Here is a 21,876-nt window from a genome sequence, read left to right as displayed (position 1 = left end):
GTGCTAGCCACTCATACCGCGGTATGAGGAGCCTTAACCCATGTACTAGCCTGCCGTCCCGAAGTAGGAGTGTTCTCGCGCGCGTACAGACTTACGCTGGAGGCCTGGAATGAATCAACTCATCGCGCCGCGGCGCCGGTCTGGGGACGGTTTTCATGAACGCATTGAAAGGGCTGTACATCGTCAGTCATCCGTTACGCATCAGCCGTTATGGTGCGCACACCTCCTTGTCGACCGCCGAGCGCGTGGAAATCATCGAGGCGCTGACCGACACCCTGGGCACCGCACTGACGCTGCTGGCGCAACTCAAACGCAGCCAGCAGAAGCTGAAAAACCTGAGCTTCCTGCCGGTGCAGCAATTGTTCAATCGCCTGGTGCGCGCCAATACCCTTTACGTCGACTTTCTCGCCTCGGCAATCGGCGACCTTGGCGGTCACGCCGAGACCGAGGCGCTCTACCAGATCAATGACATTCTTGAGCCGGCGTGTTTTGCCGACTGCCTGACAGGCATCGCCCGCAGTGCCCGGCGGCTGCGGGCGGTCGACGCCCTGCTGCGTGATTACTGCGAATGCGCCATCGATCGCAAGGACCCGGCCAGTCGGCGCCTGTTCGAAGACTGCATCCGGCACAACGGCCACTTTCTCACCCTGATCGAAGACCACCTGACCCACGAGCACTCCTGAAGCATTTCATTTCGTTTTTTGATATCGATATCCCATCGCAGCGCCCGCTAAAAAAACAACCAAACATACGCACGTATACTTTTCCGCTTTTTTTGAGCGCGTATCTTGCAAGTATGGCGGGCGCCACTTAGTGCCACACGCAATGACGCAAGGTCTTTACATGTTCAACCCACCTGTTATTTCTGTTGTTGATGATGACGAACTAATTCTTGTCTCACTGGACAGTTTATTGCGCTCTTACGGTTACACAGTAAATACCTACAACAGTGCCTATGCCTTCCTTCAATCCAGTGATCCTGCGCAGACCGACTGTCTGATTTCGGATATCCAGATGCCCGGAATGGGCGGTGTGGAGATGTACGAGGCGCTGGCCGCGAGGAACACCCATATTCCAACACTGTTCATAACCGGAAAGTCAGGCTTGCCGCCGAAGTTCAGCGCCAGTGTACGAACACCCGAAGGCTACTTCGCCAAACCCTTCGATGCACGGGCACTGCTGGACTGCATCGAAACGATTCTCGAACGCAGGACTTGATCGCTGTTTAACAAACAAATCACGCTTTGTTAGTTGCATCGACTCCCTCTTTTAATACAACTAAAACCTCAACCTGGAACAACCGTGCCATGGCAAAAGACAAACTGACTTCAATCAACGGCGCACCGGTCGCCGATAACTTCAATATCCAGACCGCCGGCCCTCGCGGCCCTGCCCTGCTGCAAGATGTCTGGCTGCTGGAAAAACTTGCGCACTTCGATCGCGAAGTGATTCCAGAGCGCCGCATGCACGCCAAGGGATCCGGAGCCTATGGCACCTTCACCGTGACCCATGACGTGACGCGCTACACCAAGGCCCGCCTGTTCTCGGAAGTGGGCAAGCAGACGCCGATCTTCACCCGTTTCTCTACCGTGGCCGGCGAGCGCGGTGCCGCAGATGCCGAGCGCGATATCCGTGGTTTTGCCCTGAAGTTCTATACCGAGCAAGGCAACTGGGACCTGGTGGGCAACAACACCCCGGTATTCTTCTTCCGCGATCCGCTGCGTTTCCCGGACCTCAACCATGCGGTCAAGCGCGACCCGCGCACCGGCATGCGCAGCGCGCAGAGCAACTGGGATTTCTGGACCTCGCTGCCCGAAGCCCTGCACCAGGTGACCATCGTCATGAGCGAACGCGGCATTCCGCGCACCTATCGGCACATGCACGGTTTCGGCAGCCACACCTTCAGCCTGATCAACGCCAACAACGAGCGGCACTGGGTCAAGTTCACTTTCAAGTCGCAACAGGGCATCGAGAACCTGAGCGACGCGCAGTCGGCGCAGCTGATCGGCCAGGACCGGGAAAGTCATCAGCGGGATCTGTTCGACAGCATCGAAAACGGCAACTTCCCGCGTTGGACCTTCTTCATTCAAGTCATGACCGAAGAGCAGGCCCACGAGCACGAGGTCAATCCGTTCGACCTGACCAAGGTCTGGTCGCACCACGATTACCCGTTGATCGAAGTGGGTTACTTCGAACTCAACCGCAATCCGCAGAACGTGTTCGCCGAAGTCGAGCAGGCGGCATTTTCGCCGTCCCACGTGGTGCCCGGCATCGGTTTCTCGCCGGACCGGATGCTGCAGGCGCGGCTGTTTTCCTACGGTGACGCGGCGCGTTATCGCCTGGGGGTCAACCATCACCAGATCCCGGTCAACGCCCCGCGTTGCCCGGTGCACAGCTTCCACCGCGACGGCGCCATGCGCGTAGACGGCAACCACGGCGGTCAACTGGCCTACGTGCCCAACAGCCAGGGCGACTGGGCCGACCAACCGGACTTCCGAGAGCCGCCACTGAAGATCTCCGGCGCCGCCGGCCATTGGGACCATCGTGTGGACGAAGATCACTTCGAACAACCGGGTAACCTGTTCCGCCTGATGACGGACGCGGAGAAACAGGCCCTGTTCGATAACACTGCGCGCTCGTTGAGTGGGGTGTCTCAGGAAGTGCAGCAGCGGCACATCAACCATTGCACCCTGGCCGATCCGTTCTACGGCGCGGGCGTTTCCCGGGCGTTGGCGCTGATCGGCCAATAAACACAAATCCCTGAGCAAACACAGATCCAATGTGGGAGCGGGCTTGCTCGCGAAGGCAGTGTGTCAGTCACTATGTATGTGTCTGATCCACCGCTTTCGCGAGCAAGCCCGCTCCCACAGTTGCTTTGCGGTGTTCGCTGATTTTGTATAGGGCGCAAGTCCTTGTGGGAGCGGGCTTGCCCGCGATGGCGGCCTTGCAGACGCGAACATCTCTCAACAAGACTCGCCCCCACCGTGGCCAGGTGGCATTATCTGCGGCTGTGACGGTTTGGTAGCCGTCTGACCGACCACGGAAAATCCCCTGATGCGAATGAACTCTCTGCCGGCCCTCGCCGGTTCGGCGCTTGTCTCATGACGGCCATCGTCCGGCCGCGGCCGATGCTGATTACTCTCGGGCTGTTACTGCTGCTGGTGTTCTGGCTGTCCCTGGCTCTGGGCCCTGTCAGTCTGCCACTGAGTGACACCTTGCTCGCCGGCCTGCGTCTGCTCGGATTGCCGGTCAACGGCGGCGACACGCAACAGGCGGAACTGATCCTTGGTCAGATCCGCCTGCCGCGTAGCCTGCTCGGCATCGCGGTCGGTTCGGTGCTGGCGTTGTCCGGCGTGGCCATGCAGGGGTTGTTTCGCAATCCGTTGGCGGATCCCGGGCTGGTCGGGGTTGCCGGTGGCGCGGCGCTGGGGGCGGCCATCGCCATTGTCGGCGGCAGTCTGCTCGGCGGCTTGTCACCGGTCATCGAACCTTATCTATTGTCTTTGTGCGCCTTCGCCGGCGGCCTGATCGTCACCGCGGTGGTGTATCGCTTCGGCCGCAGCAACGGGCAGACCAACGTCGCCACCATGTTGCTGGCGGGTGTGGCGATGACCGCCATGGCCGGTGCCGGAGTCGGTCTGTTCACTTACCTGGCGGACGACGCCACCCTGCGTACCCTGACCTTCTGGAACCTGGGCAGCCTCAACGGTGCCAGCTATCCGCGGTTGTGGCCGTTGCTTATCGTGGCGATCGGCGTGGCGTTGTGGTTGCCGCGTCGCGCGGCGGCGCTCAATGCAATGCTGCTGGGTGAATCCGAAGCCCGTCACCTGGGCTTCAACGTCGAGCGGATCAAGTTGGAGTTGGTGCTGTGCACGGCGCTTGGCGTCGGTGCGGCGGTGGCCGCGGCGGGGCTGATCGGTTTCATCGGTCTGATCGTGCCGCATCTGATGCGACTGCTGGTGGGGCCTGATCACCGAGTGTTGCTGCCGGCGTCCCTGCTTGCCGGTGCCAGTCTGTTGCTGCTGGCCGACCTGATCGCCCGCCTGCTGCTGGCGCCCGCCGAATTGCCGATCGGCATCGTCACCGCGCTGATTGGCGCACCCTTCTTCCTCTATTTGCTGGTACGGGGGCGCACCTGATGCTGCAAGCCAACAACTTGCTGGTTCGGCGCGGTAATCGCACGGTACTGGCGGACATCGATATCCAGTTGCATGCGGGGCAAGTGCTCGGGGTCCTGGGTCCCAACGGCGCCGGGAAAAGTACCCTGCTCGCCGCCTTGAGCGACGAGTTGCCCGCCAGCGCCGGCAGCGTCAGCCTCGACCAGCGCAACCTCGCCGACTGGCCCGGTCAGGAGCGAGCCAAACGTCTGGCGGTGCTGCCCCAGAGTTCGAGTCTGAACTTCGCGTTCTCGGTCAATGAAGTGGTCGGCATGGGACGCTTGCCCCATGCCAGCGGTCGTGTGCGCGATGCCGAAATCGTCGCCGAGGCGCTGCGTGCCGCCGATGCCCTGCACCTGGCCGGGCGCAGTTATCTGGCGCTGTCCGGAGGCGAACGTCAGCGCGTACACCTGGCGCGGGTACTGGCGCAGCTGTGGCCGGGCGCCGAGGGGCAGACCCTGCTGCTCGATGAGCCGACCTCGATGCTCGACCCGTTGCATCAGCACACCATTTTGCAAGCGGTGCGCGATTTCGCCGGACGTGGCGCGGCGGTCCTGGTGATCCTGCACGATCTCAATCTGGCCGCGCGCTACTGCGATCAGTTGCTACTGTTGCAGGACGGTCGCCCCCACGCTTACGGCCCGCCGGACGAGGTACTGACCGCCCAGGCGCTGGAAGCGGTGTACGGACTGCAAGTGCTGATCCATCGCCATCCGGAACGCGGCCACCCGCTGATTATCGCGCGCTGAAACTCGCCCTCTCCCGCCGTGACGCGGCAGGGGGCCACCCTCTGACAAGGAAAACCGATGCGCATTCTGCTGTTATGTCTGTTGAGCCTTTTGGCTGCCTGCCAATCCCATTTCGTCGCGCCGCCACCTGTGGCCATCGCACCGGAGGGCCGCGCCCACAGTGATCTTGGCGTGATCCGCGAACTCGCCACCGGGCGTACCCTGACGCCACAGGAACTGGTGGAACGCCTGGCCGCTGCACCACGGGTGCTGGTGGGCGAGCAACACGACAATCCTGATCACCATGCCCTGCAACTGTGGCTGCTGCGCGAGCTGGCGAACCAGCGCCCGCAAGGCAGCCTGCTGATGGAAATGCTCAACCCCGATCAACAGGCCAAAGTGGATGCGGTGCAGACGGCGACCCGCGCCGGTGATCCGCCGGCCGACCCGTATCAGGCGCTGGCCTGGCAAGCCAATTGGGACTGGGGCGTCTATGGCGCGTTGGTCACCTATGCCCTGCGTCAGCCTTACCCGCTGCTGTCGGCCAACCTGGATCGGGCGCAGATCATGCAGATCTACAAGCAGCGTCCTGCGCTGACGGGCAAGGCATCCACCACCGAGCAGGTTCAGGCGACCCTGCTCGATGACATTCGCGAGTCTCATTGCGGCTTGCTTCCGGAGAAGCAGATGCCGGCGATGCTTGCCGTGCAACAGCAGCGCGACCGACGCATGGCCGAACGCCTGCTGGCGGCGCCGACGCCGGCGGTGTTGCTGGCCGGGGCGTTCCATGTGCGCAAGGATCTGGGGGTGCCGCTGCACCTTGAGGATCTTGGGGCTGGTCAGGGGAATGCGGTGCTGATCCTGGCCGAGGTGGGCAGGACGGTGACGGCGCAAAGTGCGGATTATGTGTGGTTTACGGCGGCGCAGCCGGAGAAGGATCATTGTGCGGGGTTGCGGCGCTAAGGTCGCAAAGGTGGTGAGGCTGCTATCGCCATCGCGGGCAAGCCCGCTCCCACATTGGGTCCCAGGTGTACTCAAATGATGCGCCCGACACCGATCAACTGTGGGAGCGGGCTTGCTCGCGAAGACGGCCTCACCGACACCCAAAATCATCTGCCGAACTGTAGGAGCGAGGCTTGCCCGCGAAGGCGTCAGGCCCGCCAACATCTTCTTGTCTGACCCACCGCTTTCGCGGGCAAGCCTCGCTCCCACAGGTTTACGGCGCCGGGAAGGTCTGCAAATACGCCAGCAGATCCTCGATCTTTTCCGGATCGCTCATCCCCCAGAAAATCATCCGCGTCCCCGGCACCAGCGTCTTCGGCGCTTCGATGTACGCCGCCAATTTCTCCCGGGTCCAGACGATGCCCGATGACTTCATCGCATCGGAATACTGATAGTCCGTGGTGTTCGCCGCAGGACGCCCGACGATGCCGTTGAGCTGCGGACCGAAAAAGGCCCGCGCCGAATCGCCGATCTGATGGCAGCCGCTGCAGAACCGCTTGAACAGTTTCCCGCCCGCCTCGACATCGCCCTCGGCATTCGCGTTCGCCGCGAACAGGCCCGCGCCCAAACACAGGACGAAGGTCATCATGGCCGCTTTGTTCATCGACTACTCCAGATCAGGCAGGGCCTGCGGCAAAAAAATGGCCGCCATTTGATCATGACCTGACCGCCCTGCCGAAGCTTTTCCGACGCGTCATGCAATATCCGACCGTCCATCCCGCCAGCGCACGCCCAACCGGCACCGGCCTAGACTGGCCTATCAGAGCGCCGTTTGCGCAAGGCGCGCCGACTCATCCAGTGCGTGGCAAAAGCCAGCCACCGCACACCTGCGTAAAGAGGGACACTCATGAAAATTGTCGTCATCGGCGGCACAGGCCTGATCGGCACCCAGTTGTGCAAGGTGTTGCGTGAAGGCGGTCACGACGTCATGTCGGCCTCGCCCAGATCCGGGGTCAACGCCGTCACCGGCGAAGGTTTGCAGGCCGCCTTGCAAGGAGCCGAGGTGGTGGTGGACGTCGCCAACTCCCCTTCCTTCGAAGACGCCGCAGTGCTTGAGTTTTTCCAGAAATCGGGACGCAATCTCGCCGCCGCCGAGAAGGCTGCCGGGGTCAGCCATCACGTCGCGCTGTCGGTGGTGGGCACCGACCGCATGCTGGAAAGCGGGTATTTCCGCGCGAAGATGATTCAGGAAGAGTTGATCGAAAGCTCCACGGTGCCCTTCACCATTGTGCGCGCCACGCAGTTTTTCGAATTCATCGGCGCGATCGTCCAATACAGCATGCAAGGCGACACCGCGCGCCTGACCTCGGCAGCGCTGCAACCGATTGCCTCGGCGGATGTTGCCGCGGCGCTGGCGAAAATTGCCGTGTCCCCGCCCACGGACAACATCGTCGAACTGGCCGGCCCCGACAAAAAGCCACTGGTGGCATTTGCCCGGACGTATCTGCAACACACCGGGGATCAACGCCAGGTGGTCACCGACGACAGCGCCGGTTATTACGGCGCGATCATCAACGACCAGTCGCTGACGCCGGGCGATGACCCGATCCTCGGCAAGACTCATTTCGAACAATGGCTCAAGAGTACCGGCGCCTAGAGCCTTGCCCTTCACGGTCCATTCCTCTCTGATCAGGAGCGTCCCATGAAATCCCGCGTTTTTCTCGCCCTGTTTGCGCTGTCATTCACCACCACGCCGGCCCTGGCTGCCGAAGCGCCGCACCCGGATGTCAAGGAGGTGTCGGTCACGGCGCTGCCCGATTATCCCGGCAAGGAAGTGATGATCCTCACCGTCGAGTACCCACCGGGCGGCGCCGATCCGGTTCACCGTCACGATGCCCACGGCTTCGTGTATGTGCTGGAAGGGACCATCGTCATGGGGGTCAAGGGCGGCAAGGAATACACCCTGACGCCGGGACAAAGCTTCCACGAAGGTCCCGAGGACATCCACACCGTCGGCCGCAATGCCAGCAAGGACAAGCCGGCCAAGTTCGTGGTCTTTCTGCTCAAGGATCAGAACAAACCACCCGTGCTGCCGGCCAACTGACCGGCGCCATACCTTTGTATGGACGGTTAATACCTGGGTGCTGCGCGGGACAACCTATGCATGAGTGACGGGTTTTGTGCAGGCAATCAAGATGCAGGCTTCGAATGTCAGGGCGGCGACAGCCGGCATTCACGCCTGCCCGACTGTTGCTTGAACACTCCCGTGACTCACTAGGTGAACATGATGAACACCCCACGTCTTGCATTAGGAATCGCCCTCGTTTCAACCCTTGGATTTTTTGTAGCCAATGCTCACGCCGCTGAAGCGGGCGCCGGAACCGCCGGTGCCGATACGGCGGTGCACAACGCGGCTGAAAGTGGTGCGGATACCACTGTAGGCAGGCAGTTGGCTGAGGGTGGGGCTGATCGTCTGAAAGAACGTCAGCTGGCTGAAGGCGGTGCTGATCGTCTGCGTGAACGTCAATTGGCTGAAGGTGGAGCTGATCGCCTGAAAGAACGTCAACTGGCCGAAGGCGGTGCTGATCGTCTGCGCGAACGTCAATTGGCTGAAGGCGGTGCGGATCGTCTGCGCGAACGTCAACTGGCTGAAGGCGGTGCTGATCGTCTGCGCGAACGTCAATTGGCTGAAGGTGGAGCTGATCGCCTGAAAGAACGTCAACTGGCCGAAGGCGGTGCGGATCGTCTGCGCGAACGTCAACTGGCATCGGACGGTTCCGACCGTCTCAAGCAAAACAACGTCGCCGCCGGCTATAACTCCATGCGCGGAACCCGCGTGGCGGAAGGCGGTTCCGACCGTCTGCAGCAATATCATTATGCCGACGGTAGCAACGGCTACGACGCCAGCTCCGAAGTCATGCCCTACTTCTGCCTGGAATGCCGCTGATACCAACCCGTTGCCATGAACACTAAAGCTGTGTACGACGCTGAACCTGTGGGAGCGGGCTTGCCCGCGAAGGCGTCAGAGCAATCAGCATCGATGTTGGATGTGCCGGCCTCTTCGCGGGCAAGCCCGCTCCCACATTGGAGGGTGGTGTTCGCGGATTGCCCGCGAATGGTGGCCAACGATGACGCTGGGTACCTGACACCCCGCGGCGGTCTTGCGGCCATCGCGAGCAAGCTCGCTCCTACAGTGGATCGGGCGCAGTAAACGAAAAAAATCCGGAGCCCTTTGCGGGGCTCCGGATTTTTTGTGGGGTCGATGATCAGCCTTTGAAATCAGTCGACAGCGCCAGCTCATTCCACTCTGCCAACTCCTGGGCGACGAAGCGGTTTTTCGCTTCGATACGCGCGATGGTGTCGCTGCCCAGTGCCAGACGCTGCGGCGGTTTCGGGGCATTGACCAGCGCCAGCATGGCTTCGGCGAACTTCACCGGGTCACCCGGCTGGGCGTGGTTGGCGGCTTCGGCATGCTTGCGCATCGCGCCCACCGTCTCGTCATAGTCCGCCAGTTCCAGCGCGGTCTTCACCAGCGATTGCTCGTCGAGGAAGTCGGTGCGGAAGAAGCCCGGTTCCACCACCGTGGCGTGGATGCCCAGCGGCGCCAGTTCCTGATGCAGCGCCTCGGTGATGCCTTCCACCGCAAACTTGGTCGACCCATATACGCCCCACCCCATGTAGGCCTGGTAGCCGCCGATGGACGAGATGTTGATCACATGCCCGGACCGCTGGCGACGCATGTGCGGCAGCACCGCGCGGGTCACGTTGAGCACGCCGAAGACGTTGGTGGCGAACAGTCGCTCGGTCTCGCTGGCGCTGGTCTCTTCCACCGCTCCCAGCACGCCGAAGCCGGCATTGTTGATCAGCACATCGATGCGACCGAAACGCTTGATGCCTTCCGCCACCGCCTTATGGGCTTCCTCCTCGCGGGTCACGTCCAGACGCACCGCCAGCAGGTTTGGATGATCGCCGAGTTTGGCGATGACCTCTTCAGGTTTGCGAGCCGTTGCAATCACCGCGTCGCCGGCACGCAGAGCGTGTTCTGCGATCAGAGTGCCAAAACCACGGGAAGCGCCAGTAATGAGCCAAGTACGCATATCAACTCCTCCTGTCAGCGACCCGAGCGTTATTGCCGGGCCTTCTTGATGAGTTGATGCAACTTTAAAACTTCACTACTGATGTGATAATCCCAACAATTTTGCATGGCTTTGTGAGAAGAATTCACCAATGAGAAACTGCTTCAGCGGCTGATCTCTCGACCTTCCTCAGTGTGGCCGCTCACCTGAAGCCGCGCGGCAGGGCGCTGCAGGGTTCGAGACAGGGTGTAGGAGCGAGCTTGCTCGCGATGGTCGTCAACGATGACGCTGGAAACCTGATGCCCCGCGGTGTCCGGGCCTCCATCGCGAGCGTGCTCGCTCCTACAGTTGATCGGCTGTGAACACAAAAACCTGTGGGAGCTAGGCTTGCCCGCGAATGGTCGCCAACGATGACGCTGGACACCTGATACCCCGCGGTGCCTGGGCTTGCATCGCGAGCAAGCTCGGCTCCTACAGTGTGGGGGTGCATCAGCCTTTGAGGTAAGTGACTGTCTGCTCCGTGGTCCACAACGCATTGGCGATGTAGCGGTAGTTGATCAGCGCCGCCAGGTAGCCGTCGCCTTCCGGAGTCGAAGGACCTGCGGTGGCGTCGCGGACCACGGCCACTTCGAAGCCTTGCTCCAGCAGTTCGCGCAGGTGCGATTCAACGCAAAGGTTCGCCGCCATGCCCGCCAGAATGATCTGCGACACGCCGTGTTTGCGCAGTTGCAGCGCCAGGTCGTTGGTTTCCGGGCCGTAGACCTTGTGCGGCGACGCGATGATGGTTTTGCCGTCGAGGATGTAGGGTTTGAACTCGGGCATGAAATCCGCACCGGAATTCTCGAAGCCCTCAAGGCTCAACGGCCCCTTGCGGTCGAACATGCAGATGCTGTGCATGGCTTTCTCCAGCGGCCCGCCGAAATGCCACTCGTGATCGCACGGATAGTAATAATGCGGCGACACGGCAACGGTGATGCCCGCCCCTTTGGCCGCTGCAAACAACTGGCCCAGGTGATTGACCACGTCGTGCTCGACGACGCTCTTGCCGAAGATGCCCCAGCTCACACCCTCAGGGCTGAGAAAGTCGATCTGTGGGTCGATGACCACCAGCGCGGCGCGGGACAGGTCGAGTTTCATGCCCGGGTCCGGCAACGCGGGCTCGGTCGGGTCGGCGTACTGGGTGGCGGTGCGGATCGAATCGTTGCTCATTGCAGTGGGCTCCGGTGATGGACACAAAAATCGCTCTGGGCCGTGGCACCCGCAAGGGGCGTTGATTACCATCGGCGAGAACTGCATCCTACGGCCCTGCCCTGCTGCCCTTTTGCCAGGACGTACAGAGTCTTTACCCGGGCGTCTCCAACATGGACATTCTTTCCGAATTCTTCGAACGTACGCACCTGCAAGGTCGGCTGTTTTTCGCCGGGCCCATGGACGGCACGCTGGTGCTCGACAAACCGCCGGGCATGGCTTTCATCCATGTCGTCAGCCGCGGCGATATCGACATGGTGCAGCCGGGCCTGCCGAAGATTTCGATCAACGAGCCCAGCGTGCTGTTCTGTCCCAGCAGCTGCCGCTACCAGTTGCGCTCCAGCTCCGCCGAGGGCGCGGAACTGATCTGCGCATCGTTCCGGTTCGGGCGCAACTCGCTGCAACCCTTCCCGCTGGGGCTCAAGGAAACCCTGGTGTTTCCGATCCGCACACTGGAAAACCTCGCGCCCTTGATCGCCAGCCTGATCGGTGAATTCCAGGACCAGGCCCCGGGCCGGACCAAGGCGCTGAACCTGTTGCTCGAATACATCTTTGTGATGCTGGTGCGCCGCTCGGTTACCGACGGCAGGATCGACAGCGGCCTGCTCTACGCCCTTCAGGACGGACGCCTGGCCACGATGTTCAACCGGATTCACCAGGAGCCCGAAGCCCTCTGGACCGTGGAGAAACTGGCGAGCCTGGCGAACATGTCCCGCTCGAAATTCTCGGCGTGCTTCACCCGGATCATGGAGATCTCGCCGATGGGCTACGTCACCGCCTGGCGCATGAAACTGGCCCAGGACCTGTTGCGCGACGGCGTGCAAATCAAAGTGATCGCCACGACCGTCGGCTACAGCTCGCAAGCCTCGTTTTCCCGAACCTTTTTAAATGTGGTGGGCCTGCCCCCGGCCGAATGGCTCAAGCGTGACACCAGCGGTGCAGAGGCGCCGCCGGTGACCGCCCGGGTGATGCGCAACCTGCCAGACGAATCAACCTAGCCTTGACCTGACGGAGAGAAAAGATGATCACCTGCTACCTCAAATACGTGCTCGACCCCTATCAGCTCGATGCCTTCGAGCACTACGGCAAGCTGTGGATTCCACTGGTGGAGAAATTCGGTGGCCAGCATCACGGCTACTTCCTGCCGTCCGAAGGCGCCAACAACATCGCCATGGCGATGTTCACCTTCCCGAGCCTGGCCGCCTACGAAACCTACCGCCAACAGTCGATGAAAGACCCCGAGTGCATCGCCGCGTTCAAGTATGCCGAGGACAAGAAATTCATCCTCAGCTACGAGCGCAGCTTCCTGCGCCCGGTATTCGGCGACAAGTGAGACACACTGTAGGAGCGAGCATGCTCGCGATGGAGGTACAAACACCGCGGGGCATCAGGTTTCCAGCGTCATCGTTGACGACCATCGCGAGCGTGCTCGCTCCTACAGGAATGGGGTTTGGCGCAAATCCAGGCAATAGGTGTAGTAGCCGGTATCGCGCACATACCCCAGCGATTCGTATAACCGCTGTGCGCTGTGGTTGTCGGTCGCGGTTTCCAGGGTCATGCCTTTGGCCCCCATCAGCCGCGCAAAGTCGCGGGCGGTGTTCATCAGCAGCGTGCCCACTCCTTTGCCGCGTGCGGCAGGCGTGGTGAAGAGATCGCCCAGCAGCCAGGTGCGATGGGCGTCGATGGAGGAAAAAGTCGGGAACATCTGCACGAAACCCAGCGCCTCGCCGCCCTCGTCCACCGCATGGAAAATCACCGACTCGTCGCGGGCGATGCGTTCGGCGATGAAGGCGCGTGATTGCGCCAGGTTCGACGGCTGGCCGTAGAAGCCGCGATAGGCGTCGAACAAGGGGGCGATGATGTCGATATGCGAGGCGTCGGCGCGCAGGGCCAGGATAGCCATGAGGGTGCTCCATTGCGGTCTCAGGGATCCTGGAGCGTAGCAAAAAACGACGGCCTTGATCGTTCCCACGCGGTGCGTGGGAACGATCGACAACGGACGATCTTTTGCTTTGATCAAACCCGCACATTACGCCCTGGCAACGCCGAGCGCTGGCTGTTCTCCCAATTCTCCACCAACCCCACCGGCACCTCCGCCGCCGGCAGCATTGGCTTGCCGCGTACCAGGTCCGAGGCCCGCTCGGCAAGCATGATGGTCGGCGCGTTGAGGTTGCCATTCGGTTCGGTCGGGAATACCGAGGAATCGATCACTCGCAGCCCGGCGATGCCTCGCACACGTAGCTCCGAATCCACCACCGCCATGTCATCCTCACCCATCCGGCACGAGCCGCAAGGGTGGTAGGTGCTCTCGAGATTGGCCCGGACGAAAGCGTCGATTTCCTCATCGGTGGTCACCTGCGGACCGGGGGCGATTTCGCCGTCGCGGAAACGGTCCATCGCTTTCTGGCCGATGATCTCGCGGGTCAAGCGAATGCAGCGGCGAAAGCCCTCGCGGTCCTCCTCCCGCTCCAGGTAGTTGAAGCGGATTTCCGGGTGCTCGTACGGATCGGCCGAACGCACCCGCACATAACCACGGCTCTTCGGTTTATTGGGACCAGTGAGCACCATGAACCCGTGGCCCTTGATCGGCTTGTTGCCGTCATAGCGCATGGCGGCGGGCAGGAAGTGAAACTGAATGTCCGGCCAGCGCAGGCCCTTTTCGGAACGAATGAAACCGCCAGCCTCGAAGTGGTTGGTCGCGCCTAGGCCGTCCTTGAACAGCAGCCAGCGCAAACCGATCATCAGCTTGCTCAGCGGATCCATCTTGCTGTTGAGCGTCACCGGTTCCTTGCAGCCGAACTGGATGTACACCTCGGCGTGATCCTGCAGATTCTCCCCGACGCCCGGCAGGTCGTGACGCACCTCGACCCCGGCTTTGCGCAGGACCTCGGCCGGGCCGATGCCGGAACGCTGCAGCAGGTGCGGCGAGCCGATCGGGCCGGAGGAAATCAGCACTTCGCGGTTGCAGTACACCTGATGCGTCTGACCCTCATGGTCATACATGACCCCGACCGCACGCTTGCCGTCGAGGATGATTTGGCGGGTCATCGCATGAGTAATCACCGTCAGATTCGGACGGTCCATCACCGGGCGTAGATAGGCGTTGGCAGTCGAGCAGCGCACCCCGTTTTTAACCGTCATGTGCATCGCGCCAAAGCCTTCCTGCATGAAGCCGTTGCAGTCATCGGTCTTGATGTAACCCGCTTCCGCGCCGGCTTCGACCCAGGCCCCGTACAACGGGTTTTTCATGTGGTTGCCACTGGTGGTGCTCAACGGTCCGGTCTGGCCGCGATAACTGTCGCCACCGGACTCGAAACTCTCGGCGCGCTTGAAGTACGGCAGGCAGTTCTTGTAGCCCCAGCCCTCTGCACCGAGGGATTCCCACTCGTCGAAGTCACAGGCGTGGCCACGGATGTAGACCAGGCCGTTGATCGACGACGAACCACCCAGCACTTTGCCCCTGGGGCAGTGAATGCGCCGGCCATCGAGGTAGGTTTCCGGCTCGGTTTCGTAGCGCCAGTTGTACTTCTTGGTGTTCATCGGGATCGAGAACGCGCTGGGCATCTGGATCACCACGCTGCGGTCGCTGCCGCCGAACTCCAGCACCAAAACCTTGGTGGCCGGGTCTTCGCTCAGGCGGTTGGCCAACACACAACCTGCCGAACCTGCGCCGATGATGATGTAGTCGTATTTTTGCGTAGCCATGATTATCTCCGGACCGCCGATTCGTTGAAGACGGGCATCTTTGCTTTGCCCAGCGAGTCGCCGGTTGTGTATTGCGGACAGGTTTTTTCGATCTGCTGAATGACGGTTTCTTCACGTTTGAGGTCGATCGAGCGGCTCAGCCAGTAGTACGCCAGGCCCGAGACGATCAGCCCCACCAACCAGGCGATGTCGATGCTGCCCAGGGCCTTGGCCAGTGGGCCGACGTACACCTCGCGCTGCTCGACGCCGTCGAAGATGTAGAAGAACGGGATCATCGAGATGAAGCCGATGGCGTACGCGAGGATGCCGCGCAGGCCCCAGTTGCCGTAGATGTTGCCGTGGGGCATGAAGAAGTGCGGGATGGCGTAGCGGCCCTTGCGCACGAAGAAGTAGTCGGTGAGGTTGACCGAGGTCCAGGGCACCAGGAAGTACAGCATCACCACCAGGTAGATCCCCAGCACCGACAGGCCTTTGCCGGAACTCTGGATGCTCATGGCCACGCCCAGTTGCAGCAGGATCACGAACAGGATCGCGAGGATCCGCGCCTTGCGGGTCGGTTCGATGTGTTTGATCGAGTCGACACAGGTCAGGGTGGTCAGCTTGGCGCTGTAGATGTTCATCGCGATCACCGGCAGGAACGCCAGGATGGTGACCACCACCACCGCCGTGCCCATCAGCGGCGACACGGTATTGCCGACTTGCCCAAGCGCCACCAGCACATCGGTGGAGTGCAGGTGATCGGCCAGCCAGCCACCCACGGAAATCATCCACGCACCGGACAGCGACGCACCGAGGAACACCACGGCAATCAGCTTGCCGCTGGAGATGTTCTTCGGCAGGTAGCGCGAATAGTCGGACACGTACGGGGCGTAGGCGATGTTGTAGCTGGCGGCGGCCGCGAACTGGGCGATGAAACCGGTCCAGTTGAAGCCCAGCGGCGCCGGGGCCACTTCGCCTTCGGCCAGCGGCGGCAGCACCGCATCCGGCACCCAGCCTATCAGCACCGCCAGGGTCACCAGGCCGTACAGTGGTAGCGACAGGTACAGCGCCCATTTGAAGGCGCGGTGCATCCAGTCGTGACCGAGGACCGCCAGCACCGCCGCCGGAATAGTCACCGCCACCGCGATCACCAAGGGGTTGAAGCCGAACAGCGTGTGCAGCCCCTGCATCATCAGCACCAGGTTGACGATGTTGAAGCCGGCGAACACGAACAGCGTCGCCAGCAGCACCAGGATCACCCCGCGGTAACCGAACTGCGCGCGGGACTGGATCATCTGCGGCAGGCCCAGGTGCGGGCCTTGCGAACCGTGAAAGGCCATGAACAGCGTGCCGAACATGATGCCCAGCGTGCCGGCCAGGGTGGTCCAGAGCGCGGTCAGGCCGACGCTCGGGCCGACGAAGCCGATGGTCATGGTGAAGAAGGTGAAGTTGCCAAGAAACCAGAACGGGCCCTGGCTCGACAGTTTGTCGGTGCGCTCGCTCTCGGGGATGAAGTCGATGGAATGACTCTCGACCACGGACTTGTCGTCGAGCAGGGATACGTTCGTAACAGGCTTGGCGTCTATGTTCATGATGGACTCTTGTTCTTGGAAGATCATGACGAGATAACCGCATTCTTTTGGATCAGTACCGCCCCCCCTGTGGGAGCGGGCTTGCTCGCGAATGCGTTGTGTCAGGCGCCATCCATGCCAACTGACCCGCCGCCTTCGCGAGCAAGCCCGCTCCCACAGGGGGAACTTGTGTCAGCCAGGCAAAGTGATCCACACCGCCTTGGTTTCGAGCAGGTAATCGAGCTGCTCCGCGCCCAGGTCCTTGCCGAACCCGGACTGTTTGTAGCCACCGAACGGCATCGACGGGTCGAGGGTGCCGTGGGCGTTGACGTAGACCGAGCCTGCTTTCAACCGTGGGATCAGGCTGTGCACCTTGCCCAGGTCGTTGGAGTACAGGGCCGCCGCCAGGCCGTAGACCGAGTCGTTGGCCAGGGCCAGCGCCTCTTCCTCATCGTCGAACGGTGCGGTCACCAGTACCGGGCCGAAGATTTCTTCCTGGACGATGCGCATGTCGTTGCGGCAATGAGCAAAGATCGTCGGCTCGACAAAGAACCCAGGCCCTGCGACAGGCTGACCGCCGTAGACCAGTTCCGCGCCTTCGGCCTTGCCGGTTTCGATGTACTCGCTCACCCGCTGCTTCTGCAAAGCCGAAACCAGCGGCCCGATGAAGCAGTCCGGATCGAGCCCCGGCGCCATCTTCAGGGTCCGGGTGTAGGCGACCAGTTCACGCAGGAATTGGTCGTAGACACTGCGATGAACATAGGCTCGCGTACCGGCGTCGCACACTTGTCCTGAGTTGAAGAACACGCCATTGGCGACCGCTTGCGCAGCCGCCGGGATGTCCGCGTCGGCCAGGACGATTACCGGTGATTTTCCTCCCAGTTCCAGGGTTAGTCGCTTCATTTCGTCCAGCGAGGCCTGGCCCACGGTGCGGCCGACCGGAGTCGAACCGGTGAAGGTCAGCTTGTCGATGCCCGGGTGGGTGGCCATGGCCGCACCGACCACGCTGCCACGCCCGGTGACGATGTTGATCACCCCGTCCGGAATCCCCGCCTGCTGCACCAGTTCAGCGAAACGCAGGGCCGACAGCGAGGTCAGTTCGGCGGGTTTGACCACCACGGTGCAACCGGTGGCCAGCGCCGCGCCGAGCTTCCAGGCCATGGTTTGCAGGGGGAAGTTCCACGGCACGATCGCGCCAACCACGCCCACCGCTTCCTTGCGGGTATAGGCCAGGTAGTTGCCCGGCAGCGACGGCTCGACGGTGCGCCCGTGGAGCTTGGTCGCCCAGCCGGCGAAATAACGCAGGGTGTCGATGGTGCCCTGGATGTCGACGCCCTGGGCGAAGGTCACCGACTTGCCCATGTCGATGGATTCGATCTGCGCCAGTTCCTCGGCGTTCTCTTCGATCAGGTCGGCCAGGCGCTGGATCAGCCGTTCACGCTCCGCCGGCTTGGCCTGGCTCCAGGCGCCGCCGTCGAACTGCGCACGGGCGGCCTGCACGGCGCGGTCCAAATCCTCGGTGGTGCCCATGGGAATGCGGGTGATCAGGCCTTCGGTCGAGGGCTCTATGACGTCGGAGGTCTGGCCGTCGCTGGCCTCGACCCAGGCGCCGCCGATGAACATTTTCTGCACCTTGCTGAGGAAGGTCTGGGTGGCTTCGCTGACGCCGAATTTCTGCAGGTAGCTTTTGACGATCGTGTCCATTTTCTTCTCTCTGCCCGGCAGGCGTTGCTGCCGGGTCACTGTGGTTTCGATGATCGGACCGGGCATCAGGCCGGCGTGGCTTCGCCCAGGGTCTGCCGCGCCTGGGCGCGCTCGTGGAAGATGAAACCGATGCTGTTGAGCAGCAGCTGCGCGGCAAGAATCGAGGTCATGCCGGTCGGGTCGTACACCGGTGCGACCTCCACCAGATCCATGCCGACGATGTTGCCTTTGCTGCGCCTGGCCAGTGCCTGGATGATTTCCAGCACTTCGTAGTAGAGGAAGCCGCCATGGCTCGGGGTGCCTGTACCGGGGGCGATGGAGGGGTCGAAACCGTCGATGTCGATGGTGATGTAGTAGTTGATGTTCTGCGGGATCAGCGCCAGCACTCCGTCGACACCGAGGCGCCGCACATCGCGCACCGAGAGGATCCTGGAGCCTGCGGCATGGGCGGCTTCGTAATCGTCGCGGTTGGACGACGACACGTTGCGGATGCCCATCTGTGTCATGCCGACGATGTGGTTCATTTCCGAGGCGCGGCGCAGCGGGTTGCCGTGGCCGTAGCGCACGCCGTGGCGTTCATCGACGAAATCCAGGTGAGCATCGAAGTGGATGATGTGGATCGGACCGCGACCTTCGAAAGCCTTGATCACCGGGGCGTGCACCGAGTGATCGCCGCCCAGCACCACCGGCATCACACCGGCGTCGAGGATCTTGCGCACGGCGTATTCGGTGTTCTGGTTACTGGTGGCCATATCGGTGTGGACGATATCGGCATCACCGACGTCGACCATCCGTACGTCGGCAGCGGTCAGGTACATGACGTCGTCTTCGTGGTCGTAGGCGCCGGCATGGCCGAAGGAAAACAGCGTCGATGCCTCGCGGATGCCCCGTGGCCCGAAGCGTGCGCCGGAGCGCCACTGGGTGCCCATGTCGTTAGGTACACCAAGCACCGCGACGTCTGCGTCCAGCGCATCCCAGTCGGTGCACACCGGGGATTTGCCAAAGGTGCAATGACCTACGAATGGCAGGTTCAGGCGACCGGATTCATAACCGTTGTTCGACATTTGGGCCTCTCCACTTCTTGTTATCGGCTTGGCGGACTGCAAGGCGACCGCCGTTGGAGAGACTATGGGCGCAGCTTTTCGTGGAAAAAATGCTAAACATCAGATACTCATATCGGCATTCCCGATGCATCCACCGGCGGAGGTTCAAGGTGATTCAACTGCACGATGTCGACCTGAAGTTGCTTCGGGTGTTTGCCACGATTGTCCGCTGCGGCGGCTTTTCCGCGGCCCAGGCGGCGCTGAACGCCGGGCAGTCGACCATCAGCGAGCAGATGACTCACCTGGAGACGCGGCTGGGGGTCAAGCTGTGCCAGCGCGGACGCAGCGGCTTTCGCCTGACCGAACAAGGGGTGGCGATTCATGAGGCCACCCAGCGCCTGCTCTCGGCGGTGGAAAATTTCTGCATGGACGCCGATGTGCTCAAGCAGCACATCAGCGGCAAGCTGAACCTGGGGATCATCGACAGCACCATCACCGATCCCGGCTCGCCCATTCCCCGCACCACCCAGCGCTTCGTTTCCCGCGGACACGATGTGCACCTGAACGTCTACGTCGGCACCCCGGCGGAACTTGAAGAACGGGTACTCGACGGTCGCCTGCACCTGGCCATCGGGCACTTCCCGATCCATGTGCCGGGCCTTCTGCATACGCCGCTGTATCAGGAGGCCATGGGGCTTTACTGCGGGCGCCGCCATCCATTGTTCGGCAGCCAGGCCGAGGGCGACGAACTGCGTGAAGAGATCGGCGCCAGTCGCATTGTCGTGCGCGGCTACATGCAGCAGTACGACCTCGAACACATGGGCATCAGCAAGGCGGCAGCGACCGTGGACAACATCGAGGCGATGGCGATCCTGATCATCTCCGGCGCTTATCTGGGCTTTCTGCCGGCGCACTTCGCTGCGCAGTGGATCAAGACCGGCGAGATGCACCAGCTGGCCTCGAACAGCCTGCAGCTGATGTCGCCGTTCGATGTGATCACCCGTCGCGGCACCGCGCCGCCGCCGATTGTCCAGGCGTTTCTCGAGGACCTGGCAGCCTGTTCGGCAAAACCCTCTGCCACGGAAAACCCCTGACGACGAGCTTCGGCGAAATCGACATACTCATCCCGTCATCACGCTTGCAGGTTCCCCATGCGTATCCACGTCACCTTCATCGACCGCGTCGGCATCACCCAGGAAGTCCTGGCCCTGCTCGGGCGGCGCAGCTTGAACCTGGACGCCGTCGAGATGGTCCCGCCCAACGTCTACATCGACGCGCCGACCCTCGGCGCCGAGGTGCTGGAGGAATTGCGCGAGGCGTTTCTCGGGGTCGAGGGCGTGCAGGCGGTGACCATGGTCGACATCCTTCCGGGGCAACGCCGACGCCTGCAACTGGAAGCCCTGCTCGCCGCCAGTTCCGATCCGGTGCTGGCGGTGGATGATCGCGGTCATGTGCTGCTGGCCAACCCGGCGCTGATCGCCCTGTGCGGCCGCGAACCGGCGGGCGAGTCGCTGGGCGCGCTGTTCGACGATCCCGACTTGCTGCCGGCGCTGATCGAGCACGGCTTTCGCCTGCCGATGCGCGAAGTCAGCCTTGCGGGCCATACCCTGCTGCTTGATGCCATGCCTGTCACCGATGCCGGCGCGCTGCTCACCCTGTATCAACCGAGCCGCATCGGCGAGCGTCTGTCGGCGCTGCACCATGACCATGCCGAGGGCTTCGACGCGCTGCTGGGTGAGTCGCCGCCGATCCGTGCGCTCAAGGCCCGGGCGCAACGGGTGGCGGCGCTCGATGCGCCGCTGCTGATCCAAGGCGAAACCGGCACCGGCAAGGAGCTGGTGGCCCGCGCCTGCCATGCCATCAGCGGCCGGCGAGACGCGCCGTTCCTGGCGCTCAACTGCGCGGCGCTGCCGGAGAGCCTGGCCGAGAGTGAGCTGTTTGGTTATGCCCCCGGCGCCTTCACCGGTGCGCAGCGTGGCGGCAAGCTGGGGCTGCTGGAACTGGCGGATCAGGGCACGGTGTTTCTTGATGAAGTGGGCGAGATGTCGCCATACCTGCAGGCCAAGTTGCTGCGGTTCTTGAGCGATGGTTGCTTTCGGCGGGTCGGTGGCGATCGGGAGGTGAAGGTCAATGTACGCATCCTCAGCGCCACCCACCGCGACCTGGAAAAGATGGTCAGCGAGGGGCATTTTCGCGAGGACCTGTTTTACCGTCTCAACGTGCTCAACCTGCAGGTGCCGCCGCTGCGCGAACGCGGCCACGACATTCTGCTGATGGCCCAGCACTTCATGGAACACGCCTGCGCGCAGATCCAGCGCCCGGTGTGTCGTCTGGCGCCGAGCACCTTCGCCGCCCTGCTCGGCAACCGCTGGCCGGGCAACGTGCGACAACTGCAAAACGTGATCTTCCGCGCCGCCGCCATCTGTGAAAACCCGCTGGTGGACATCGACGACCTGGACATCGCCCGCACGGCGGTGGAGCGGCAGAACGATGGTGAAGTGGGGAGTCTGGAAGAGGCTGTGGAAGGTTTTGAGAGGAAGCTGTTGGAGCAGCTTTATCGCAGTTATCCGTCGAGTCGTTTGCTGGCGGCGCGGTTGCAGACGTCGCACAGTGCGATTGCGATTCGGTTGCGCAAGTATGGAATCCCCAACAAATCCTGATCCTGATTCTATTTTCGGCTCACTGCAAAAACCTGTGGGAGCGGGCTTGCCCGCGATGGCGTT

Annotated in this window: 21 protein-coding genes; 13 read left to right on the top strand and 8 right to left on the bottom strand. The window is 62.2% G+C overall.

Annotated features, from left to right (window positions below; genetic code table 11):
• The first annotated feature begins 155 nt into the window (after positions 1–155).
• From K9857_RS01940 to K9857_RS01915, 6 genes are all read left to right on the top strand, one after another.
• Positions 156–683 carry a ferritin-like domain-containing protein gene (locus tag K9857_RS01940; RefSeq protein WP_224533224.1) on the top strand — a complete coding sequence of 176 codons (528 nt, stop codon included), beginning with the start codon at positions 156–158 and terminating at the stop codon, positions 681–683.
• 160 nt (positions 684–843) lie between these two features.
• Positions 844–1,218, top strand: coding sequence for a response regulator transcription factor (locus K9857_RS01935; protein WP_224533223.1), 375 nt, complete (start codon positions 844–846; stop codon positions 1,216–1,218).
• An 89-nt stretch (positions 1,219–1,307) separates the two neighbouring features.
• A complete protein-coding gene (locus K9857_RS01930) occupies positions 1,308–2,750 on the top strand; it encodes a catalase (RefSeq protein ID WP_224533222.1) in 1,443 nt (480 codons plus the stop codon).
• 405 nt (positions 2,751–3,155) lie between these two features.
• Positions 3,156–4,139, top strand: coding sequence for a FecCD family ABC transporter permease (locus K9857_RS01925; protein WP_224533292.1), 984 nt, complete (start codon positions 3,156–3,158; stop codon positions 4,137–4,139).
• Complete coding sequence (locus K9857_RS01920) at positions 4,139–4,906, top strand: heme ABC transporter ATP-binding protein (RefSeq protein WP_224533221.1); 768 nt, start codon at positions 4,139–4,141, stop codon at positions 4,904–4,906. Before K9857_RS01925 ends, K9857_RS01920 begins: the two co-directional genes overlap by 1 nt.
• 57 nt (positions 4,907–4,963) lie before the next feature.
• Positions 4,964–5,848: a ChaN family lipoprotein gene (locus tag K9857_RS01915; RefSeq protein WP_224533220.1), complete on the top strand. Its 885-nt coding sequence runs from the start codon at positions 4,964–4,966 to the stop codon at positions 5,846–5,848.
• A gap of 253 nt (positions 5,849–6,101) precedes the next feature.
• Here K9857_RS01915 and K9857_RS01910 read toward each other — a convergent pair whose 3' ends face one another.
• Complete coding sequence (locus K9857_RS01910; protein ID WP_224533219.1) at positions 6,102–6,491, bottom strand: c-type cytochrome; 390 nt, start codon at positions 6,489–6,491, stop codon at positions 6,102–6,104.
• A 243-nt stretch (positions 6,492–6,734) separates the two neighbouring features.
• On the opposite strand from K9857_RS01910, the gene K9857_RS01905 reads away from it, so the two are divergent.
• The 3 genes from K9857_RS01905 (at position 6,735) to K9857_RS01895 (ending at position 8,774) form a co-directional block, all read left to right on the top strand.
• Positions 6,735–7,484 carry an SDR family oxidoreductase gene (locus K9857_RS01905; protein ID WP_224533218.1) on the top strand — a complete coding sequence of 250 codons (750 nt, stop codon included), beginning with the start codon at positions 6,735–6,737 and terminating at the stop codon, positions 7,482–7,484.
• A gap of 45 nt (positions 7,485–7,529) precedes the next feature.
• On the top strand, positions 7,530–7,931 hold the full coding sequence (locus K9857_RS01900; RefSeq protein ID WP_224533217.1) for a cupin domain-containing protein: 402 nt from the start codon (positions 7,530–7,532) through the stop codon (positions 7,929–7,931).
• 180 nt (positions 7,932–8,111) lie between these two features.
• Complete coding sequence (locus K9857_RS01895; RefSeq protein WP_224533216.1) at positions 8,112–8,774, top strand: phage infection protein; 663 nt, start codon at positions 8,112–8,114, stop codon at positions 8,772–8,774.
• A 319-nt stretch (positions 8,775–9,093) separates the two neighbouring features.
• On the opposite strand, the gene K9857_RS01890 is transcribed toward K9857_RS01895, so the two are convergent.
• A complete protein-coding gene (locus tag K9857_RS01890) occupies positions 9,094–9,924 on the bottom strand; it encodes an oxidoreductase (protein WP_224533215.1) in 831 nt (276 codons plus the stop codon).
• Between the two features lie 468 nt (positions 9,925–10,392).
• On the bottom strand, positions 10,393–11,112 hold the full coding sequence (locus K9857_RS01885; RefSeq protein WP_224533214.1) for a cysteine hydrolase family protein: 720 nt from the start codon (positions 11,110–11,112) through the stop codon (positions 10,393–10,395).
• 152 nt (positions 11,113–11,264) lie between these two features.
• Here K9857_RS01885 and K9857_RS01880 point away from each other — a divergent pair, with 152 nt between their 5' ends.
• The gene (locus K9857_RS01880) at positions 11,265–12,149 is read left to right on the top strand and encodes an AraC family transcriptional regulator (protein WP_224533213.1); all 885 of its coding nucleotides are present in this window, start codon (positions 11,265–11,267) and stop codon (positions 12,147–12,149) included.
• 23 nt (positions 12,150–12,172) lie between these two features.
• Positions 12,173–12,484, top strand: a complete 312-nt coding sequence (locus K9857_RS01875; RefSeq protein WP_224533212.1) for an NIPSNAP family protein — start codon at positions 12,173–12,175, stop codon at positions 12,482–12,484.
• Positions 12,485–12,586: 102 nt separating this feature from the next.
• On the opposite strand, the gene K9857_RS01870 is transcribed toward K9857_RS01875, so the two are convergent.
• The 5 genes from K9857_RS01870 to speB all read right to left on the bottom strand — a co-directional run bounded on the left by K9857_RS01870 (position 12,587) and on the right by speB (position 19,174).
• Positions 12,587–13,054 (bottom strand): GNAT family N-acetyltransferase, encoded by a 468-nt coding sequence (locus K9857_RS01870; RefSeq protein WP_224533211.1) that lies wholly within the window; start codon positions 13,052–13,054, stop codon positions 12,587–12,589.
• Positions 13,055–13,167: 113 nt separating this feature from the next.
• On the bottom strand, positions 13,168–14,856 hold the full coding sequence (betA, locus tag K9857_RS01865; protein WP_224533210.1) for a choline dehydrogenase: 1,689 nt from the start codon (positions 14,854–14,856) through the stop codon (positions 13,168–13,170).
• Between the two features lie 2 nt (positions 14,857–14,858).
• The gene (locus K9857_RS01860) at positions 14,859–16,427 is read right to left on the bottom strand and encodes a purine-cytosine permease family protein (protein WP_224533209.1); all 1,569 of its coding nucleotides are present in this window, start codon (positions 16,425–16,427) and stop codon (positions 14,859–14,861) included.
• Between the two features lie 171 nt (positions 16,428–16,598).
• Positions 16,599–18,110 (bottom strand): aldehyde dehydrogenase family protein, encoded by a 1,512-nt coding sequence (locus K9857_RS01855; protein WP_224533291.1) that lies wholly within the window; start codon positions 18,108–18,110, stop codon positions 16,599–16,601.
• 65 nt (positions 18,111–18,175) lie between these two features.
• A complete protein-coding gene (gene speB, locus K9857_RS01850) occupies positions 18,176–19,174 on the bottom strand; it encodes an agmatinase (RefSeq protein ID WP_224533208.1) in 999 nt (332 codons plus the stop codon).
• A gap of 149 nt (positions 19,175–19,323) precedes the next feature.
• Between speB and K9857_RS01845 the strand changes: the two genes are divergently transcribed.
• Together K9857_RS01845 and K9857_RS01840 are read left to right on the top strand one after the other, a co-directional pair.
• The gene (locus K9857_RS01845) at positions 19,324–20,247 is read left to right on the top strand and encodes a LysR family transcriptional regulator (RefSeq protein WP_224533207.1); all 924 of its coding nucleotides are present in this window, start codon (positions 19,324–19,326) and stop codon (positions 20,245–20,247) included.
• Between the two features lie 57 nt (positions 20,248–20,304).
• Entirely contained in the window at positions 20,305–21,813 is a 1,509-nt protein-coding gene (locus tag K9857_RS01840; RefSeq protein WP_224533206.1) for a sigma-54-dependent transcriptional regulator, read from the top strand.
• Positions 21,814–21,876 lie beyond the last annotated feature (63 nt).

The organism is Pseudomonas sp. REP124 (genome assembly GCF_020164475.1).
Lineage (GTDB): Bacteria > Pseudomonadota > Gammaproteobacteria > Pseudomonadales > Pseudomonadaceae > Aquipseudomonas.
This window is presented reverse-complemented; position numbering and strand designations above follow the sequence as displayed.

Bases quoted from the DNA above. Each gene is read 5' to 3' on its own strand.
- K9857_RS01920 (WP_224533221.1), top strand. From the start codon at position 4,139: ATGCTGCAAGCCAACAACTTGCTGGTTCGGCGCGGTAATCGCACGGTA.
- K9857_RS01935 (WP_224533223.1), top strand. From the start codon at position 844: ATGTTCAACCCACCTGTTATTTCTGTTGTTGATGATGACGAACTAATT.
- K9857_RS01900 (WP_224533217.1), top strand. From the start codon at position 7,530: ATGAAATCCCGCGTTTTTCTCGCCCTGTTTGCGCTGTCATTCACCACC.
- K9857_RS01840 (WP_224533206.1), top strand. From the start codon at position 20,305: ATGCGTATCCACGTCACCTTCATCGACCGCGTCGGCATCACCCAGGAA.
- K9857_RS01880 (WP_224533213.1), top strand. From the start codon at position 11,265: ATGGACATTCTTTCCGAATTCTTCGAACGTACGCACCTGCAAGGTCGG.
- K9857_RS01890 (WP_224533215.1), bottom strand. From the start codon at position 9,924: ATGCGTACTTGGCTCATTACTGGCGCTTCCCGTGGTTTTGGCACTCTG.
- betA (WP_224533210.1), bottom strand. From the start codon at position 14,856: ATGGCTACGCAAAAATACGACTACATCATCATCGGCGCAGGTTCGGCA.
- K9857_RS01895 (WP_224533216.1), top strand. From the start codon at position 8,112: ATGATGAACACCCCACGTCTTGCATTAGGAATCGCCCTCGTTTCAACC.
- K9857_RS01910 (WP_224533219.1), bottom strand. From the start codon at position 6,491: ATGAACAAAGCGGCCATGATGACCTTCGTCCTGTGTTTGGGCGCGGGC.
- K9857_RS01885 (WP_224533214.1), bottom strand. From the start codon at position 11,112: ATGAGCAACGATTCGATCCGCACCGCCACCCAGTACGCCGACCCGACC.
- speB (WP_224533208.1), bottom strand. From the start codon at position 19,174: ATGTCGAACAACGGTTATGAATCCGGTCGCCTGAACCTGCCATTCGTA.
- K9857_RS01860 (WP_224533209.1), bottom strand. From the start codon at position 16,427: ATGAACATAGACGCCAAGCCTGTTACGAACGTATCCCTGCTCGACGAC.
- K9857_RS01870 (WP_224533211.1), bottom strand. From the start codon at position 13,054: ATGGCTATCCTGGCCCTGCGCGCCGACGCCTCGCATATCGACATCATC.
- K9857_RS01905 (WP_224533218.1), top strand. From the start codon at position 6,735: ATGAAAATTGTCGTCATCGGCGGCACAGGCCTGATCGGCACCCAGTTG.
- K9857_RS01940 (WP_224533224.1), top strand. From the start codon at position 156: ATGAACGCATTGAAAGGGCTGTACATCGTCAGTCATCCGTTACGCATC.
- K9857_RS01875 (WP_224533212.1), top strand. From the start codon at position 12,173: ATGATCACCTGCTACCTCAAATACGTGCTCGACCCCTATCAGCTCGAT.
- K9857_RS01915 (WP_224533220.1), top strand. From the start codon at position 4,964: ATGCGCATTCTGCTGTTATGTCTGTTGAGCCTTTTGGCTGCCTGCCAA.
- K9857_RS01930 (WP_224533222.1), top strand. From the start codon at position 1,308: ATGGCAAAAGACAAACTGACTTCAATCAACGGCGCACCGGTCGCCGAT.
- K9857_RS01855 (WP_224533291.1), bottom strand. From the start codon at position 18,110: ATGGACACGATCGTCAAAAGCTACCTGCAGAAATTCGGCGTCAGCGAA.